This window comes from Mesorhizobium sp. WSM4815 (assembly GCF_055811575.1).
This window is the reverse complement of record NZ_JBVVQS010000101.1, coordinates 189,232-205,680: the sequence shown is the minus strand read 5'-3', so window position 1 is coordinate 205,680 and position 16,449 is coordinate 189,232. Positions and strand designations below refer to the sequence as shown.

19 protein-coding genes are annotated in these 16,449 nt (G+C 61.6%); 4 read left to right on the top strand and 15 right to left on the bottom strand.

Features of this window, described 5'->3' with window-relative positions; all coding sequences use genetic code 11:
• The first annotated feature begins 48 nt into the window (after positions 1-48).
• Complete coding sequence (locus AC0L2B_RS26530; RefSeq protein ID WP_027152303.1) at positions 49-1,203, top strand: PA0069 family radical SAM protein; 1,155 nt, start codon at positions 49-51, stop codon at positions 1,201-1,203.
• Positions 1,204-1,358: 155 nt separating this feature from the next.
• The gene (locus AC0L2B_RS26525; RefSeq protein WP_128167708.1) at positions 1,359-2,054 is read left to right on the top strand and encodes a ribonuclease HII; all 696 of its coding nucleotides are present in this window, start codon (positions 1,359-1,361) and stop codon (positions 2,052-2,054) included.
• A gap of 173 nt (positions 2,055-2,227) precedes the next feature.
• Here the strand turns inward: AC0L2B_RS26525 and AC0L2B_RS26520 are convergent, their stop codons facing one another.
• From AC0L2B_RS26520 to AC0L2B_RS26465, 12 genes are all read right to left on the bottom strand, one after another.
• Positions 2,228-2,719 (bottom strand): F0F1 ATP synthase subunit B, encoded by a 492-nt coding sequence (locus AC0L2B_RS26520; RefSeq protein WP_023799395.1) that lies wholly within the window; start codon positions 2,717-2,719, stop codon positions 2,228-2,230.
• A 10-nt stretch (positions 2,720-2,729) separates the two neighbouring features.
• The gene (locus AC0L2B_RS26515) at positions 2,730-3,329 is read right to left on the bottom strand and encodes a F0F1 ATP synthase subunit B (RefSeq protein ID WP_473609101.1); all 600 of its coding nucleotides are present in this window, start codon (positions 3,327-3,329) and stop codon (positions 2,730-2,732) included.
• Positions 3,330-3,406: 77 nt separating this feature from the next.
• On the bottom strand, positions 3,407-3,631 hold the full coding sequence (locus AC0L2B_RS26510) for a F0F1 ATP synthase subunit C (protein ID WP_023799397.1): 225 nt from the start codon (positions 3,629-3,631) through the stop codon (positions 3,407-3,409).
• Positions 3,632-3,713: 82 nt separating this feature from the next.
• On the bottom strand, positions 3,714-4,472 hold the full coding sequence (locus AC0L2B_RS26505; protein ID WP_077381387.1) for a F0F1 ATP synthase subunit A: 759 nt from the start codon (positions 4,470-4,472) through the stop codon (positions 3,714-3,716).
• A 70-nt stretch (positions 4,473-4,542) separates the two neighbouring features.
• Positions 4,543-4,941, bottom strand: coding sequence for an AtpZ/AtpI family protein (locus AC0L2B_RS26500; protein ID WP_128167711.1), 399 nt, complete (start codon positions 4,939-4,941; stop codon positions 4,543-4,545).
• Positions 4,942-5,183: 242 nt separating this feature from the next.
• Positions 5,184-6,368 (bottom strand): cell wall hydrolase, encoded by a 1,185-nt coding sequence (locus AC0L2B_RS26495; protein ID WP_473747418.1) that lies wholly within the window; start codon positions 6,366-6,368, stop codon positions 5,184-5,186.
• A 289-nt stretch (positions 6,369-6,657) separates the two neighbouring features.
• Complete coding sequence (locus AC0L2B_RS26490; RefSeq protein ID WP_473747417.1) at positions 6,658-7,548, bottom strand: SDR family NAD(P)-dependent oxidoreductase; 891 nt, start codon at positions 7,546-7,548, stop codon at positions 6,658-6,660.
• Complete coding sequence (locus tag AC0L2B_RS26485) at positions 7,545-8,324, bottom strand: hypothetical protein (RefSeq protein ID WP_473747416.1); 780 nt, start codon at positions 8,322-8,324, stop codon at positions 7,545-7,547. Before AC0L2B_RS26485 ends, AC0L2B_RS26490 begins: the two co-directional genes overlap by 4 nt.
• A 10-nt stretch (positions 8,325-8,334) precedes the next feature.
• Complete coding sequence (locus tag AC0L2B_RS26480) at positions 8,335-8,922, bottom strand: protein-S-isoprenylcysteine O-methyltransferase (RefSeq protein WP_473508962.1); 588 nt, start codon at positions 8,920-8,922, stop codon at positions 8,335-8,337.
• A 157-nt stretch (positions 8,923-9,079) separates the two neighbouring features.
• A complete protein-coding gene (locus AC0L2B_RS26475; protein WP_473514743.1) occupies positions 9,080-9,664 on the bottom strand; it encodes a hypothetical protein in 585 nt (194 codons plus the stop codon).
• Between the two features lie 139 nt (positions 9,665-9,803).
• Positions 9,804-9,941 (bottom strand): ABC transporter, encoded by a 138-nt coding sequence (locus AC0L2B_RS26470; RefSeq protein WP_091596207.1) that lies wholly within the window; start codon positions 9,939-9,941, stop codon positions 9,804-9,806.
• A 201-nt stretch (positions 9,942-10,142) separates the two neighbouring features.
• Positions 10,143-10,739, bottom strand: a complete 597-nt coding sequence (locus AC0L2B_RS26465; protein ID WP_023799405.1) for a L,D-transpeptidase — start codon at positions 10,737-10,739, stop codon at positions 10,143-10,145.
• Between the two features lie 190 nt (positions 10,740-10,929).
• Here AC0L2B_RS26465 and AC0L2B_RS26460 point away from each other — a divergent pair, with 190 nt between their 5' ends.
• Positions 10,930-11,688 carry an SDR family NAD(P)-dependent oxidoreductase gene (locus AC0L2B_RS26460; protein WP_023799406.1) on the top strand — a complete coding sequence of 253 codons (759 nt, stop codon included), beginning with the start codon at positions 10,930-10,932 and terminating at the stop codon, positions 11,686-11,688.
• Between the two features lie 39 nt (positions 11,689-11,727).
• Here AC0L2B_RS26460 and der read toward each other — a convergent pair whose 3' ends face one another.
• Positions 11,728-13,158, bottom strand: coding sequence for a ribosome biogenesis GTPase Der (gene der / locus AC0L2B_RS26455; protein ID WP_473747415.1), 1,431 nt, complete (start codon positions 13,156-13,158; stop codon positions 11,728-11,730).
• A gap of 3 nt (positions 13,159-13,161) precedes the next feature.
• Positions 13,162-13,827: a tetratricopeptide repeat protein gene (locus AC0L2B_RS26450; RefSeq protein ID WP_473747414.1), complete on the bottom strand. Its 666-nt coding sequence runs from the start codon at positions 13,825-13,827 to the stop codon at positions 13,162-13,164.
• Between the two features lie 299 nt (positions 13,828-14,126).
• Here AC0L2B_RS26450 and AC0L2B_RS26445 point away from each other — a divergent pair, with 299 nt between their 5' ends.
• The gene (locus AC0L2B_RS26445; protein WP_473747413.1) at positions 14,127-15,119 is read left to right on the top strand and encodes a polysaccharide deacetylase family protein; all 993 of its coding nucleotides are present in this window, start codon (positions 14,127-14,129) and stop codon (positions 15,117-15,119) included.
• Positions 15,120-15,147: 28 nt separating this feature from the next.
• On the opposite strand, the gene sbmA is transcribed toward AC0L2B_RS26445, so the two are convergent.
• A complete protein-coding gene (gene sbmA, locus AC0L2B_RS26440) occupies positions 15,148-16,425 on the bottom strand; it encodes a peptide antibiotic transporter SbmA (RefSeq protein WP_023799410.1) in 1,278 nt (425 codons plus the stop codon).
• Between the last annotated feature and the right edge of the window lie 24 nt (positions 16,426-16,449).

The window sequence follows — 16,449 nt, the reverse complement described above, 5'->3', positions numbered from 1 at the left end:
AACAGAGCGATTCGACAGCCAGCCGACAGTCCCTGGGAGAGGGCGAAAATGGAACAGATCGTGCGTGCCGACATTGCTGCCTTCGGGGCTGGAAGAGCCGAGATGGCCAATGCAATGATCGAGCAGAGTGGCGTCCGTATCCGTCCGGAGCGCAACCGCGGCCGGTCCGCCGGCATCAACCCGTCCGGCCGGTTCGAGCCGGTCAGCCGGCATGTGTTCGACGATGGCTGGAATTCGCTTGAGGAGCTGCCGCCGTTCAAGACCGAGGTGCAGGTCGAGAAGCCGCGCACCATCGTCACCCGCAACGAATCGCCCGACATTTCCTTCGACCGCTCGATCAACCCGTATCGCGGCTGTGAACATGGCTGCGTCTATTGCTTCGCGCGGCCGACGCACAGCTTCATGGGCCTGTCGCCGGGACTGGATTTCGAATCGAAGCTGTTCGCCAAGCCGGATGCGGCGCGGCTGCTCGACAAGGAATTGTCGAAGGACGGCTACCAGCCGCGCACCATCGCCATCGGTACCAACACCGATCCCTATCAGCCGATCGAGAAGCAGTACCGGATCATGCGCGAGATCCTCGAAGTGCTGGAGGCGCGCGGCCACCCGGTCGGCATCGTCACCAAATCCGCGCTGGTGACGCGCGACATCGACATTCTGTCGCGCATGGCCGAACGCGGGCTGGCCAAGGTGGCGCTGTCGGTGACGACGCTCGACCGTATGCTGGCCAGAACGATGGAGCCGCGCGCGTCGACGCCGACCAAGCGGCTGGAGGCGATCAGGCAGCTTTCGGATGCCGGCATTCCGGCCTCGGTCATGGTCGCTCCCATCATCCCCGGCCTGACCGATCAGGAGATGGAACGAATCCTCGATTCGGCACGTGCGGCAGGAGCGCGCGAGGCCGGCTACGTCCTGCTGCGCCTGCCGCTGGAGGTCGCGCCGATCTTCAAGGATTGGCTGCTGCGTCATTATCCGGACCGCTACCGTCACGTCATGTCGCTGATCCGCTCGATGCGCGACGGCAAGGATTACGATTCGGAATGGGGCAAGCGCATGAAAGGCTCCGGCCCCTATGCCTGGCAGATCGGCCGGCGCTTCGAGATCGCCGCCAAACGGCTTGGCCTCAACGCCGAGCGGCGGTCGCTCAGGACCGACCAGTTCGTCGCCGCAGCCAAGGCAACCGAGCAACTGATGCTGCTTTGAAGACACCGTCTGCCGCCGACGCCGGCGGCAGATGAAAAAATCCCGTCCGGCCTGTCCTGTCCCCGGGCTTGCAGACGGTGCCCTCCGGGTCCGGTGCTTCACCCGACCCGGAGGGGCTTGCGGAGAATCGGAGCCGATGCGAACCTCGCCGCAACATGGCTCGCGCGCGTTCTGATTCTCCGCTTCTCTTCGAAATCGTTGAGAGACCCGATTTCTCCTTCGAGACGAAGGCGATGGCCGAAGGACTGTGGCCGGTAGCGGGAATGGACGAGGCCGGGCGCGGCCCACTGGCCGGGCCGGTCGTCGCGGCAGCGGTAGTGCTCGATCCCGCCAACATTCCCGACGGTCTCGACGATTCCAAGCGCCTCAGCCACCTGCAGCGCGAAGCGCTGTTCCTGAAAATCCTTGGCTCCGCTCTTGCCGTGTCGATGGCCTCGGTCAGCGCGGAAGGCATCGATGGCAGCAATATTCTCAAGGCCAGCCTCGAGGCGATGCGCCGCGCCTTGGTCGGCCTCTCGGTGCAGCCAAAGCTGGCCCTGGCCGACGGCCGCGACGTGCCTCCCGGACTGCCATGCGAAGGCAGAGCGCTGATCAAGGGCGACCAGCGCTCGCAGTCGATCGCCGCCGCCTCGATCGTCGCCAAGGTGATGCGCGACCGCATGATGTGCGGCTGCGGCAGCCATCACGCAGATTACGGTTTCGAGCTCCATATGGGCTACGCCACGGTCCGCCATCGCACCGCGATCGAGGTGCATGGACCGGTGGCGCGGCTGCACCGCGCGTCCTTCGCGCCGTTCCGGCTTGGCGGAACCGAAGTGCTCGACGAAGAGAGTTTTTCGGGTCTGGATTGACCGCTTTCTCCCCCCTGAGGGGGAGATGGCCGGGAGGCCAGAGGGGGTAGCCGCGCGTGAAGCGCCGCGCCCCTCTTTCATTCGACATATTATCCGATAGGGCGCCGCGACGCCGAGGCGACCCCCTCTGTCGCCTTCGGCGACATCTCCCCTCAAGGGGGGAGATTCTCTCCTTAATTCAGCCTGGACTTGACGTCCTGAAGCGAGGCCTGGAACAGATCGGCGCCCGCCTTGGCGTCAATCTTGGCGGCGAGCAGCGTGCGGGCGGCTTCGACGGCAATATCGACGGCACTAGCGCGCACTTCGCCGATCGCCTCGCGCTCTGCCTGACCGATCTTCTGTTCGGCAAGCGCGGTGCGCCGGGTGACATAGTCCTCGGTCTTCTTGTGCGCCTCGGCAGCCAGCATGTCGGCCTCGCGCTTGGCGGCGGCGACGATGTCGGCGGCCTCCTGCTCGGCTTCCTTGCGCTTGCGCTGGTATTGGCCGAGCAGTTGCTGGGCCTCCTCGCGCAGCCGACGCGCTTCTTCAAGCTCGTTGCTGATCTTGTCGGCGCGGGCGTCGAGCGCCTTGGCGATCAGCTTCGGCACCTTGACGTAGACGGCAATGGCCAGAAAAATGACGAGGGCAACGGTGGCCCAAAGCGTCGCGAGTGATGTGGCGTCCATGATGCGCTCCTCACCGGGCCACGGATTTGACGGCTGCCGCGATCTCGGCCTTGCTGGCCTTGCCGCCGACAAGCGCCTCGACGATAGCCGAAGCCGTGTCCTCGGCGATCGTGCCGACTTCCTTCATGGCATTGGCCTTGATGGTCGAAATGCGAGCCTCGGCTTCGCCAAGCTTCTGGTCAAGCGCTGCCTCGACCTTCTTGCGGGCGGCTTCGGCTTCCGCCTTGGCGGCATCGTTGGCCTGCCGGCCGATCGCATTGGCCTTGGTCTTGGCCTCCGCCAGTTCCTGCTCATAGGCGGCAACGGCGGCATCGGCCTCGCCCTTCAGCCTGGCGGCATGGTCGAGGTCCTGGGTGATGCGGTCGTTCCGGACATCGATGATGCCGCCAACACGCGGCATCACCACCTTCTTCAGGAACAGGTAGAACAGCCCGAAGGTGATCGCCAGCCACAGAAGCTGCGACGGGAATGTCGCCGGATCGAATGGCGGGAACACGCCGTGCGCCTCGGCAGGCACACCGGTGCCGGAATGCGTATCGCCTTCCGTGCCGGTATGGCCGCCTTCGACGGCGGGCGCGGACTCTTGCGCAAAGGCAGATGTCACGAACATCGACTATCCCCTGATGTCAGGCCTGCCGCCGATTTGCGGCCGGCCCTTCCAATTCCCAATGTTAGCCGAACAGGGGCTCAGCCGAACAGGGCCAAAAGCGCGATGAGCAGGGAGAAGATGCCCAGCGCTTCAGTCACGGCGAAGCCGAAGATCAGGCGGCCGAACTGGCCATCCGCGGCCGACGGGTTGCGCAGCGCGCCCGCCAGATAGCTGCCGAAGATATTGCCAAGGCCAATACCGGCGCCACCCATGCCGAGGCATGCGATGCCGGCGCCGATGAACTTTGCTGCTTCTGCTTCCATGTGTTCAACTCCTTTGGATCTAAAAATTCCGTTGCGATTTCTATCCCGGCAGCAGGGCCGGAAACTCTTGGGTCAACCTGGGTCAGTGCCCGGGATGCAGGGCGTCGTTCAGATACATGCAGGTCAGCACGGCAAAGACGTAGGCCTGCAGGAAGGCGACCAGCAGCTCCAGCGCCGTCAGCGCCACGGCCATCGCCAGCGGCAGGACCGATCCGGCAATGCCGAGCGTGCCAAGCGCGCTCAAGCTCACCACGAAGCCCGAGAACACCTTCAGCGTGATATGGCCGGCCAGCATGTTGGCGAACAGACGAACCGAGAGGCTGACCGGGCGCGATACGAAGGAAATCACCTCGATCAGCACCACCAGCGGCAGCAGGTAAACCGGCACGCCATGCGGCACGAACAGTTTCAGGAAACCAAGGCCATGCTTCATGAAGCCGTAGACGACGACGGTTCCGATCACCAGCGCGGCAAGGCCGAAGGTGACGATGATATGGCTTGTGACGGTGAAGAAATATGGAAAAAGACCGAGCAGATTGGCAACGAGCACGAACATGAACAGCGAAAATACCAAGGGAAAAAACTTCATGCCTTGGGTTCCGGCTGCGTCCCTCAGCATGTTGCCGACGAATTCGTAGGCCATTTCCGAGACCGACTGAAGACGGCTGGGAACGAGGCTACGGCTCGAGGTGCTGAGATAGAGGAACGCCGAGGCAACGGCGACGGTCGCGACCATGAAGAGCGCCGAATTGGTGAACGACAGGTCGTAGCCGCCGATCTCGATCGGAATCAGCTTGTTGATATGGAACTGGTGGATCGGATCGACCTTGTCAGCAGCCACTTTAAATCCCCATCAAAGCCGCGCGCGGCTTTAGTGTCCTGTTCACTGCGCCGGCAAGCGGCGCCTCAAGTCATTCTTTCGGATCGCGGGCTTTGTCGCCCTGTCCGAATTCCGCCATAAGTCCCGCGGAGCGCAGAACATTGAGCACGCCGGCGCCAAAACCGAGCAGCAAAAAAACAATCAGACCCCATGGCGATGTCCCCGCCACACGGTCGATGATCCAGCCAAGACCGGCACCAACCACTATCCCGGCGATGAACTCGCTGGATAGCTTGAGCGCCTGGCCATATCCGGCCGCACTGCCCGCTTTCGCGTCGTCTTTCCCCTCGAGCCGGTCCGGCCGCCTTGTCGCAAGCGATGCTTCAAGTTCACGCCGGCGGCGCTCAAGATCGTCGTCGCGGATGTCGGCTTGACGCTGTTTGCCGCGGCCGGTTTCTCCGGTTCCGTCTGGCCCATTCTTGTCGGCCATCGCAACCCCCTTGCCCGGTCAGATCGTCACCGTCCGTCCGCTCTTAAGTCGCCGGCAACATAGTTAGAGGGTCCCCGCCCGTCAAGCCACGGGCAGGACTTCAGCGTCAAGTATTTTTCCCATGAAAATCAAGAACTTGCCAGGGTGCGACATCGTGCCCGCTACCTCTGCTGGCGTGCCGCAGCCGAATCCCTGCGGCGACGGGTCTTCGATCGGCCGCGCCCGGGTCCTTGCCGGAGCGCTCAGCTCCAGCCGCCGCCATAAGTGCGATAGAAGATGTGCAGGCCGATCCTGGTCATTTTTTTCATCGTCCGCGCCCAACCCGGGTTGACGTAGTTGGCGTAGTAATGGGTCGACGATCCGACTTCCGGGATGAAGATCTTGCCGGCAGTGACCGCCATGGCGATGTCCTGCGCGGTCTTGTAGTGGGCGGGACTCTGGATGCGCTTCTTCCTGCCGTCGCAAGCGAAGGAAAACTGGCAACGGTTGAACCATTTGTCGTTCTGATAGACGACGCCGCAGATCGAGTTCGGATAGGCCGGATTGCGAACGCGATTGAGGATGACCTGGGCGACGGCGGCCTGGCCGCGCACCGATTCCCCGCGCGCCTCGAAATAGATGCCGTTGGCGAGGCAAGTCTGTTCCGCTTTGGAGAAGACGCTCGCCGGCAGCGGAGTTTGCATCCACGAATGATCGCCCTTGGCCACCGGCGGAATGAAGCGGCCATCGTTCGGCTTCTCGTCCTGAAGCAAGGCCTCGAAGGGCGAAGCCTGGGCATAGTCAGGCGCGGCCGCTGCGTAGGCGGTCGCCAGGACGTCGGGTCGGTCGTTGTTGACCAGTGCGGCCAGCATGGCCGGCACGCCGGGATCCGGCTTCTTGTCGACGCGCCTATGAAACGCGGCGGCAATCTGGATCTCCTTGCCTTTGATCTCGGGCCTGGCGAAAGCCATTTTCAGGCCGCTGTCCATGCTCGGGCGAGGCAGTGAGGAGGAGCGCTCAAACACCGAGCCGGCGTTAAAATTCTTCGGCGGCGCGACCGGCGAGACGATGATGATGCGGCCCTTCTTGTCGGCGCGCATGATGCGGTCCTCGTCGGGCGTCGTGCCGGCCACGCTGCCCTTGCCGCGAAACGATACGGCGCCGATCCCGGGCAAGCGGACGCCGGAACCCGAGATCGAGCCGGTGGCATCCGAATCGAGGAAAGGCATTTCGGCGGCATGGACCGAGCCGGCGACGGACTTCTCGACATAGGCGTTCCAGCGGGCGCTCGGCCCCTTGAGGCCGGAGACCAGGCTCGTCATGTCCTGATAGGCGATGACATTGGGAAAGCCGACCCAGATGCCAAGTCCAATGACCAGAGGAGACAGAAAGGAACGTCTTTTCTCACCGGCGAAAGCGACAAGCCGCTTCAAAACACGTCGATGCACGGAACTCTCCAGAAACGCAACGGACCCCACTGGAGAGGCACGATGATGCATTAACCTTGATGGGGCGTTAACGGAACTCGACAGCGGCAATCATTTCAAAGGCGTTGTTGGAGAACGGCTGCAACGGTCGCAATAACTGCTCCGCAGAGCGCTGTTGAGAGATGCAGGAGCCTCCTCCATGCCATCAACATGCTTAACGGCTATGCCACGTACATGCTTAACGGCCCGCCATCGGCGAGCGGTCTCTTGCTTCAATGAGGTTTTTCCGTGGCGTGCTGGTCCGGTCAGTTCAGGGGGTAATTCCCCGAGGGCCCCGGCGCAGCTGGATCTGGCGGGCACCGCAGCATTTCTTGAACTTCAACCCTGAACCGCAAGGACATTGATCATTGCCGCTGCGTTGCAGCCGGCCGACCAGGGGCAGCATCGCTGCGGAAGGCAGGAGCGTCGCCGCAAGGGCCACCAACTTGGCCGAGATTCCCGGCACGACCAAGCGACGACCCGATTTGAACCCTCGCCACGCCCGTTCGGCCACATACTGCGCATCCACCTTGGGCAAGACGTTGAAGAGCACCGTCTGATTGGCGCCTGACCTTGCGAGAAACTCCGTCGACACCGGGCCAGGCGCCACGCATGTGACCGTCACACCGGTTCGGCGCACCTCCTGGTGAAGCGCCTCTGAGAAGAAGCGCACGAAACCTTTGCTGGCGAAGTACAGAGCCATATAAGGCCCGGGGAGGAACCCGGCCACGGAACTGAGATTGAGCACCCCGCCCCGTCGGCGCGCCACCATTCCGGGCAGAAAATGGAGGGTCAGTTCTGTGAGGGAATGTATGTTGAGATCGATGATGCCGAGTTGACCATCAACAGGCAGCGCCGTCGTCGCGCCGCGCAAGCCATAGCCGGCGCTGTTGACCAGGACATCGCAGACCAGGCCATGTGCGGACAGAAAGCCCTCCAGGCGCGTTGGCGCGTCGCCTGCCACGAGATCCAATTCGAGCGTGAATGCCTCGCCACCCGCCTGCCGAACCTCAGACGCCGCGGCGGCCAAGCCCTCGGGCGAGCGGGCAACCAGCACGATCGCGCCGCGCTCCCGTGCAGCGACGCCTGCAATTGCCCGGCCAATTCCACCCGAGCCGCCAATCACGACGACGGCCGGCCGCAATTCATGGTGCGAAATCACGTCGCGTTCCTTCGTATTGCGGGAGCGACAACATCCTGACCGAGCAGCACCACTTCATTGGCGACAGTGCCGTTCAGGATCTTTTCGAATCGCTCCAGTGCTCGTGCGACGTTCGCTCCATCCATGACCCGGTGATCGTAGTGGATGCGGACATTCACCGATCCGTCGTTGCCGATCGGACCGTAGTTCAGAAGCGTGGTCAATGGTGTCAGCGGGTTGAGTGATTCCGCGCCGAGACCAGAATAGACGGACAGTTGGAAGGTACCGAAGTAATTTGCCCTTTGCCGGGCGATGTTCAACCCCAGCCACATAAGCAGCCACCTGACCGGCGCGGGCACAGCTGCCATGCGCAAGGCACGCCGGAACTCCGGGACCTCGAGGACCGGCCGTGACCGAGCCGCGTGGATGGCCGCCTCAAGTTGCGTGATGGAGTAGCGCTCCGGGCACTTGATGCAGCTCAGCAGAACGGCCGGCTCGCCTTCATATTCGCGCTCGTGGGCAATCGAGGCTACGCTTGCCGGATACTCGTAAAGCTGCGGCCAGGGCAACTTGACATAGGCGCGCCGCAGTTCCGGCATCTCGATGGCGAGAAGCGCATATCCTTTCAGGAAGATCGCGGTCCACGAGAGCCGGGTCTGCTGCGCCATTCTAGCCCTTACAAGTGGGCCGAGGTTCATCTGACGCTGCACCGCGACCCGTGGCACGCCGATCGAAAACCTCATCAGATCGCCAACAAGGCGCCGGGGCGCCGAAAGCTTGAGGGCTCGGCCTCGCATCAAACGACCTCTAATAAAGATAAGGGATTATTCGCTTGGTCCTTTCCATATAGGCACGGTATTGCAAGCCTAAAGTCTCCAGCATCATACGCTCTTCCTTATCCACTCTCAGCAGGAAAAGCACGGCGAAACCAATCAAGCCGGATATGCCCGCAACCCAGTTCGGCAGCAGAAAGAGCTGGCCGAGCCCCATAAGCAGGAACGAGGTGTACATCGGGTGACGGACCAAGGCGTACGGCCCGGCGCTAACCAGTTCGTGCCGTTCGCGAATCTCGAGCGTGATCGACCAGTTACGGCCAAGTTCCTTGTGGGACATGCGAAAAATCCACAGCGCGGAGCAGAAGATGATGGTTCCGAGCGCCACCGACCACACGCTGGACGGATGGTCAGCCGCTGCGGGGATGCCGGTGGCGACATAGAAGCCAGGCAGGATCGCCAGGCCAAGGAGAGCCGATGCAAGCCCGACGGTGTCGGAACTTGAGCGGCCGCCAGCTACAATTCGCACGCGCCTTGCCCGGCGCTCGAAGGGGTATCGGATCACGTACCAGGCAACCAGGCCGATCACCCATATGATCTCGCCAAGTGAAGCTACAGAAATGGTCACTTCAGGTCACCGGAGCCTTTTCTCGATCTGGGACCACGATAGACCGTCGCAACGATGCCAGCGTCCGAAATGTCGACCGATAGACATTCAGAGCGCGCTCCTTTCGGAGTTGACCGGGCGAATGAGGCGAAAGCGGTTTGCCAATCGCATTTCAACCGCCGTTCATCTCCCGAAGGTTGGTTATGAATTGTTGCGGCCGGAGCCAGGTACCGGGGGTCTTATACCCCATCGATTTGGCGATGTCCGCTACGAATGCGTTGCAGTTGTAGAGCGAGGCGTGCCAAAGTGGAGAGCTGGCCTGCAGCTTTCGTATGCTCGCGACGACTTTCCTATATTCGGCTTCGGTAAGTAAAACGCGCCAGCTTGCCGACCGGTAGGCATCTTCCAGGTCGCCGTCCGTCCACCCGGTCGTGGCTGGCACAGGCGCCAAATGGCCGAGAACATAGACATTGGGATCATCGGACTTCGGAGCGAGCCCCGCGACTTCGGGGTTGACCATCCGTCCCGCCTGGTTCAATCGTCCAAAAATCACATAGGAATGGCCGTAGGTAAGGGCGTACCGGGAGCGGAACTCGATGAAATGCCGTTGGGCCGCGCGCGCCGGCATCGCCGCGGTACTCAGTGCCCGATTATTGGACACAAAAGTCGGCTGGGGTTTGTTGTCTTGCGACTGGCATGACGCCGCGACTAGCGCGAGCAGGGCCACAATTGCTGAACGGCCACTTACAAGCGTCATCTCATCCAGAACTCCGAGGACCGCAGACCTGCTGCCAGCCTATGCCCGTTAACCGCAGGTAGGCTGCGAATCCGGTGGCCCCTGCATATCGATAGGGAAGGGCCTGGCGGCCCTTCCCAAAATCTTCGAAAGCCGATGCTTACTTAATCACTGGCTCTTCTACGGCAACGGGTTCCGGCGGAGGAGCCTTCCCCTTTCCTTTACCGATCCCGTTCGCGCAGCCGCTCAGGCTGGTAACGGCGAGGGTAGCAACCATTACAATCAACATTCTGTTCATCAAGCAATCCTTTCCCCAGGGGCGGAACAGCCTATAGAATCGCCACAAATAAAAAATTACATGCAGCCCAACCAAGTTAGCTGCGATCTACACCAAAGCCTAGTGCAGAAATGACACAGTCGGCATTCGGTTGCAGCCGAAATCCTTGCGGTGACGTGCCGGCAGGTCTCACCATGCAACGGAGATCAGGCCTGCCCACCATCAAACCACCACCACCGTCGTGCCCAAAGGAGTCCGTTCGTAGAGGTCGATGATGTCGTCATTTGTCAAACGGATGCACCCGTTCGATACCGCTGTGCCTATCGTCCATGGCTCGTTTGTACCATGTATCCGGAAGTAGGTGTCGCGCCCGTTGCGATAGAGATAAAGGGCACGCGCACCAAGCGGGTTGTTTGGTCCACCAGGGACCCCGCCTGCATATTTCACCAGGCGAGGCTTGCGCCTCATCATGTTGGTGGTGGGTGTCCACGACGGCCAGTCCGCCTTGCGGGCGACGGTCGCTGTACCCTTGAACGAAAGCCCCTGCTCGCCGACGCCGACGCCGTAGCGCGTCGCCCACCCGTCGCCCTCGACGGCATAGAGAAAACGTTGCGAAGTATCGACGACGATCGTTCCAGGCGGCTCGTTTCCGTCGTACCGCACTTGCTTCCGTCGGAAACGAGGATTGAGGCCATTCCTTGGTCCGAACGCGGATGAAATCGGTTCCGTCACCTGCTGTAACGTCGACGTACACCCGGAGAGCATCAGAGCCAGACTTCCCAGCACGAGCCCCCGGCGCGCAATGTTGTGTTCTTCCATTTCTACCTGCTAGGAAACTGGTCAATCTACCGCCCTTCCTCGTCTCTACCATTGCAAGGCCTGCGGGCCAAGTCTCGCTGTGGGGTGGCAAAATGAATTCACAGGATTGACGAGCGAATTGGAGCGAAACTTCTTGCGATAACCGTCCGCCTCTGTTCGGTTAGGCCACAATGGGCATAGGACAGAGACGATGAAGCCTGACTTCCATGGTAAAGTCGCGATTGTGACCGGCGCAGGCTCCGGAATAGGAGCGGCTGTGTCACGGCAACTCGCGCAAGAAGGAGCCGAAATTGTTGTCGCCGACCTTGATGCCGAGGCCGCGCGCTGCATGGCTGCCGAAATAAGCGCGCAAGGAGGCAGGGCCCACGATTTTGCGGTCGATGTCACGGATGCGGCAGCCGTCGAAAAGCTGATCGAGTTCACTGTCCAGAAATGCGGCGGACTGGATATGGCGGTAAACAATGCCGGCATCGACGGCGTTCGAAAAGCGACGGCAGACTATCCGCTCGACAACTGGCACAGGCTGATGAACGTCAATCTGAATGGCGTTTTCTACAGCATGAAGTACGAAATCGCCGCCATGCTGGATCGAGGCGGAGGCGCCATCGTGAACATGTCCTCAATTCTCGGTTCCGTCGGCTTGCCGACTGCGTCCGCATACACGGCAGCGAAACACGGGGTCGTTGGGCTGACCAAGGTTGCTGCGATTGAATATGCGAGGATGGGCATCCGGATCAATGTCGTCGGCCCCGGCTGGATCGAAACGCCTCTTCTATCGGAGCAAGCGGAGGCATTAGCCAATACCAGGCGCATGGCAGCCCTTCAACCGATGGGCAGGCGCGGCAAACCGGAAGAGGTAGCGGCTCTTGTGTGCTTCCTGTTGTCCGATCAGGCCAGCTTTATCACCGGGAGCTACCATCTGGTCGACGGAGCTTACACCGCCCATTAGCGCGTCGTGGCTGACGCTGGCGCCCAAAAGACGCGGCGCTCAGCGGCGTTTCTTCGCCTTGCCGGCGAACGGATTTTCCGAGGTGCGCAAGGCGATGCGGATCGGCACGCCGGGCATGTCGAAGGCTTCGCGCAGGCTGTTGGAGAGGTAGCGGACATAGGATTGCGGCATCGCGTCCGGCCGCGAGCAGGACACGACGAAGCCTGGCGGCCGCGTCTTGGCCTGGGTGACATATTTGATCTTCAGCCGGCGACCGGCGACGGCAGGCGGCGGATGGTGCGCCAGGATGCCTTCCAGCCAGCGGTTGAGCTTGCCGGTCGAGACGCGGCTGTTCCACACTCTGTGCGTCCTGATGACGGCATCCATCAACTTGTCGAGGCCGCGCCCGGTCTCGGCCGAGACCGGCACCGCCTGCATGCCGCGCGCCTGCGGCAACAGCCGCTCGGTCTTCTCGCGCAGTTCCGCCAAGAGTTCCTGCGGGTGGTCGATCATATCCCATTTGTTGAAGGCGATCACCGGCGCGCGGCCCTCGCGGATGATCAGGTCGGCGATCTGCAGATCCTGCTTCTCGAAGGGAATGGTGGCGTCGAGCACGATGATGACGATCTCGGCAAAGCGGATGGCGCGCAGGCCGTCCTGCACCGACATGACTTCCAGCTTTTCGTGGATCCGGGCCTTGCGGCGCATGCCGGCGGTGTCGAATAGTTTGAGACGGCGGCCATGCCAGTCCCAGTCGACGGAGATGGAATCGCGGGTGATGCCGGCTTCCGGCCCGGTCAGGAGCCGCTCCTCGCCGATCAGCGCGTTGATCAGCGTCGATTTGCCGGCGTTCGGACGGCCGACGACGGCGATGCGCATCGGTTTGGTATCGTCATAGCTCGGCTCGGCGTCCGGATCGGTGATGTCCTCGCCGATCAGCACCTCGCTGGCGGCGACCTCCTCGTCGGCATCTTCTTCTTCGCCGAAGGCGCGCGCCTCGCCCAGAGCTGATATCACCGCATCGCGCAAATCGGGCAGGCCCTGGCCGTGTTCGGCCGAGACCGGGATCGGCTCGCCAAGGCCGAGTTCCCAAGCCTCCAGCATGCCGCCCTGGGCGCCGCGCGCTTCGGCCTTGTTGGCGACCACGACAACCGGCTTGCCGGACTTGCGCACGATTTCGGCGAAAGTCTTGTCGTCAGGCATCAGCCCGGACTTGGCGTCGATGGTGAAAAAGATCAGGTCGGCTTCGCGGATGGCGATCTCGGTCTGGGCGCGCATGCGGCCCGGCAGCGTCGAAGCAGCAGCATCCTCGAAGCCGGCGGTGTCGATAACGTCGAAATGCAGATCGTAGAGCTTGGCGGCATGGACGCGACGGTCGCGGGTGACGCCCGGCGTGTCGTCGACAAGCGCCAGCTTCCTTCCCACCAGACGATTGAAAAGGGTCGATTTGCCGACGTTAGGCCGGCCGATGATGGCGACTTTGAACGTCATCCGTCACGACACATTGCCCGACCCACGGATCAACTCGGACATCAACGTCGCCCGCTCGCGCGCGTTGCGCGGGGCGCTGTCATCCGAGGCGATCTGGTCGAACAGTTTCAGTGCGTCCGTTGCCTTACCTTCCTTCCAGGCGGCAAGGCCGAGCGCCTCGCGCGCGGTATGGCGCAGCGGATTGGTATCGGCGGTGAGCGTCTCGACACGGCTCGAGACATCGGCGAACGAACCGTGGTCGACGAGCAGCAGCGCTGCCCTGAGGCGCGCCATATCGCGAAGGCCTGATGGAATGTCCGTATCGGCGGCGACCTCGTCGAAGTCCTTGACGGCGGCGGCGGCATCGCCCTTATCCGCCTTGACGGTTGCCGCCCGCATGCGGGCGAGCAGCGGATAAGCGCCGTAGCCATCTTTTTCCAGCGCATCGAGGGCCGCCAGCGCTTCGTCGCTCTTGCCCTCATTGGCAAGCTTCAGCGCCTGCGAGAAGGCGTCGCCCGAGCGATTGGCGCGGGTCTCGTCCCAATAGCGATAGCCGACGAAGGCGGCGGTGCCGACCACCACCAGTATCGCGAGCGCAAGCAAGGCAGGGCCAAAACGGTCCCACAGCGCATGCGCCTGATCGCGACGCATCTCTTCGTTGACTTCGCGGATAAAACTGTCGTCCGACATCTCAAAACCATCCTGCCCGCCTCAAGGCGGTTTAGAGCGACGTGCGTCCATGGAAAGTACGCTCTAACACTTTGAATTTGCGCATCGTGTTTCCTGAAAAAAAATCAATTCTGCACTTCAGGCCGATGCGGTAGCCCGCGTTTTAGCGAAATTTTGCCGGCATGGAAGGGGTTCGACCGGAAAATCGGCTAATCGCCGGACGACGATGTAAAGGATGACTGCAAAGGGCGACCGCACCCACGCCACATTTCGCCGATAGCCGGTGCGCGAACCCTCCTCAAAATCCAGATCAGACACTGATGCCTCGTTTGTCCCGCGCTGTTGCGTTTTCGATCGCGTCGCTTGCTGCGGCGGGCGCTGCTGTCGCCGACCCGCCAGCGCCGGCAAAGCCGAAGCAGGCCGTCCTCATCTCGTTCGACAGCGCCCGCGATATTTTGCAATGGAAGCGCAGCCGGGCGCTGGCCCAGCGCACCGGCGCCCATTTCACCTACTTCGTGTCCTGCGTCTTCCTGCTCTCGCCGGAGACGCGCGAGCAATACACGGCGCCCGGCAAGACATCAGGCAAATCCAATATCGGCTTCGCCGCCTCGAAACATGAAATCGCTGACCGGCTCGAGCAGATAAACCTTGCCGCCTCGGAAGGCCATGACATCGGCAGCCACGCTTGCGGCCATTTCGACGGCAAGGACTGGAACAAGGCCGACTGGCTGAGCGAGTTCGGTTCGTTCAAGCGCATTCTCGAAAATGCCTATTCGATCAACGCTATTACCTCCGAACCCGCAGGCTGGCGCGAAATTGCACGTAAGGCGGTTGGCTTTCGCGCACCCTATCTGTCGGCAAACAAGGCGCTCTACGAGGCGCTGCCAAGGGCGGGCTATTGGTTCGACGCGAGCGGTGTGTCGCGCGGCCCTGCCCGGCCACCGACCAGCGACGGCATCACGCGCTTCTCATTGCCGAAGATTCCGGAAGGTCCTGACACAAGGCCGGTGATCGCGATGGACTACAATCTCTATGTCAGGCATTCCGGCGGCTTCGAGCGGCCGAGCCAGGCGGACGAATTCGCCAACCGGACCCATGACGCCTTTCGCGCCGCCTTCGACGCGCAATATCAGGGCAAACGCATTCCGCTGGAACTCGGCTTCCATTTCACACTGATGAATGACGGCGCCTACTGGAAGGCGCTCGAGCGCTTTGCCGGCGAGGTCTGCACCAGGCCCGATGTCGAGTGCATCAGCTATCGCGACTATGTTTCGCGCCAACGCCGGCAAAAGTGGGCGTCGGTGGGCGGCTGAACCGAAAGCGCTCGCCGCCCCGTCACTCTTAACTTACCGGCTGATCCTCAGGCCGCAAGCCGGCTCGCTCTCGCTCCAGATAGGCCTGGTCGATTTCCGGCAGCGGCGCCCCTTCAAGTGTCGCCTCGAAGGCGCGCAGGCGCTTGTAGATGGATATCAGCTCGACGATGGTCGGCCAGGAATTCACGAGATATTGGAACGAAGTGGCGACTTGTGAAAAGGCGGTAACAATCTGCTGGAAAACGCCAAATGTTATCTTGCCGATCGCCAAGGTCGGAACAAGAATAAGCGTAGCGAATACGTTGTCGACTTGAAGGTATAGATAGCGGACCATGTCGAAATAGACATAGTGTGCGTAGAGAGTGAAATAGTTCTTGCGAACATTTCTGAAAAGCTCGGCCAGAGTTGGTGGCTGCGCTCGTGCCGTATCGTCCTCGCCGAGGACAAGTTCCTTGCGCAGCGCGGCTTCAACCCGCTGATTGCGAAATTCCAACCCGGGCAGCCTGACGCCGACGACTGCCAACAAGCCGGTGCCAAACAGCGACCAGGCGATCGCCGCAATGACCAGCGGATAAGGGATTGCTCCGACGATTGGGAGCGTTGAGACATGGAGAGAAAGGGAGGCCAGCAAGGGCAGGAATGCAATCAGGGTCATGATGGAGTCGATGAAGTTCACGCCGAGCCCCTGCATTGTGCCGGAGAAGCGCATCGTGTCGTCCTGAACGCGCTGCGACGCCCCTTCGATATGGCGCAGCCTCGGCCAGTAAGCGGTAAAATAATCGTTCATCGCGGTGCGCCAGCGAAACACATAGTGCCTGACGAAAAAGACGTTCAGAACGGCGATGCTCATATAGACCAGGGCCAAGGACAGAAACTGCCATACTCCGTAGTAAAGCTCGGCAGGGGAAACGGAGCCCGGCGTGGTCAGCGCCTTCTGCACCATATCGTAAAACATGCCGCGCCAGTCATTGAGCGCCACGCTGATCTGCACGATGAAATTGGTGACGAAAATAATCAAACCAGAGCCAAGGATCGACCAGTTCTGCCAGCGATGCGGGGAATACAGCGCCCAGAAAAGGTAGAATACGCCCATGCCGGCGAAGAAATATCCGTAAAACCAGAGGAATGCCGGCGTCAGGAATCTTATCGGGCTGATGACTGGTGCTGCCTGCGGGTCGACCGGCGGCATGCCGAGCATCGTGCCAAGGTGCTCGCCGCCGAAAAACCACAGGAGGACGAGCAGAAGGCTCCAGGCGACGGCCGAAGTGAAAAACAACTTCGGCTGCGGGAAGAAGGATACGAACACTGTTAGGAAATCCTCGGTCGATGC

Bases quoted from the DNA above. Each gene is read 5' to 3' on its own strand.
- AC0L2B_RS26530 (WP_027152303.1), top strand. From the start codon at position 49: ATGGAACAGATCGTGCGTGCCGACATTGCTGCCTTCGGGGCTGGAAGA.
- AC0L2B_RS26525 (WP_128167708.1), top strand. From the start codon at position 1,359: ATGGCTCGCGCGCGTTCTGATTCTCCGCTTCTCTTCGAAATCGTTGAG.
- AC0L2B_RS26520 (WP_023799395.1), bottom strand. From the start codon at position 2,719: ATGGACGCCACATCACTCGCGACGCTTTGGGCCACCGTTGCCCTCGTC.
- AC0L2B_RS26515 (WP_473609101.1), bottom strand. From the start codon at position 3,329: ATGTTCGTGACATCTGCCTTTGCGCAAGAGTCCGCGCCCGCCGTCGAA.
- AC0L2B_RS26510 (WP_023799397.1), bottom strand. From the start codon at position 3,631: ATGGAAGCAGAAGCAGCAAAGTTCATCGGCGCCGGCATCGCATGCCTC.
- AC0L2B_RS26500 (WP_128167711.1), bottom strand. From the start codon at position 4,941: ATGGCCGACAAGAATGGGCCAGACGGAACCGGAGAAACCGGCCGCGGC.
- AC0L2B_RS26485 (WP_473747416.1), bottom strand. From the start codon at position 8,324: ATGCGAGGCCGAGCCCTCAAGCTTTCGGCGCCCCGGCGCCTTGTTGGC.
- AC0L2B_RS26475 (WP_473514743.1), bottom strand. From the start codon at position 9,664: ATGACGCTTGTAAGTGGCCGTTCAGCAATTGTGGCCCTGCTCGCGCTA.
- AC0L2B_RS26470 (WP_091596207.1), bottom strand. From the start codon at position 9,941: ATGAACAGAATGTTGATTGTAATGGTTGCTACCCTCGCCGTTACCAGC.
- AC0L2B_RS26465 (WP_023799405.1), bottom strand. From the start codon at position 10,739: ATGGAAGAACACAACATTGCGCGCCGGGGGCTCGTGCTGGGAAGTCTG.
- AC0L2B_RS26460 (WP_023799406.1), top strand. From the start codon at position 10,930: ATGAAGCCTGACTTCCATGGTAAAGTCGCGATTGTGACCGGCGCAGGC.
- der (WP_473747415.1), bottom strand. From the start codon at position 13,158: ATGACGTTCAAAGTCGCCATCATCGGCCGGCCTAACGTCGGCAAATCG.
- AC0L2B_RS26450 (WP_473747414.1), bottom strand. From the start codon at position 13,827: ATGTCGGACGACAGTTTTATCCGCGAAGTCAACGAAGAGATGCGTCGC.
- AC0L2B_RS26445 (WP_473747413.1), top strand. From the start codon at position 14,127: ATGCCTCGTTTGTCCCGCGCTGTTGCGTTTTCGATCGCGTCGCTTGCT.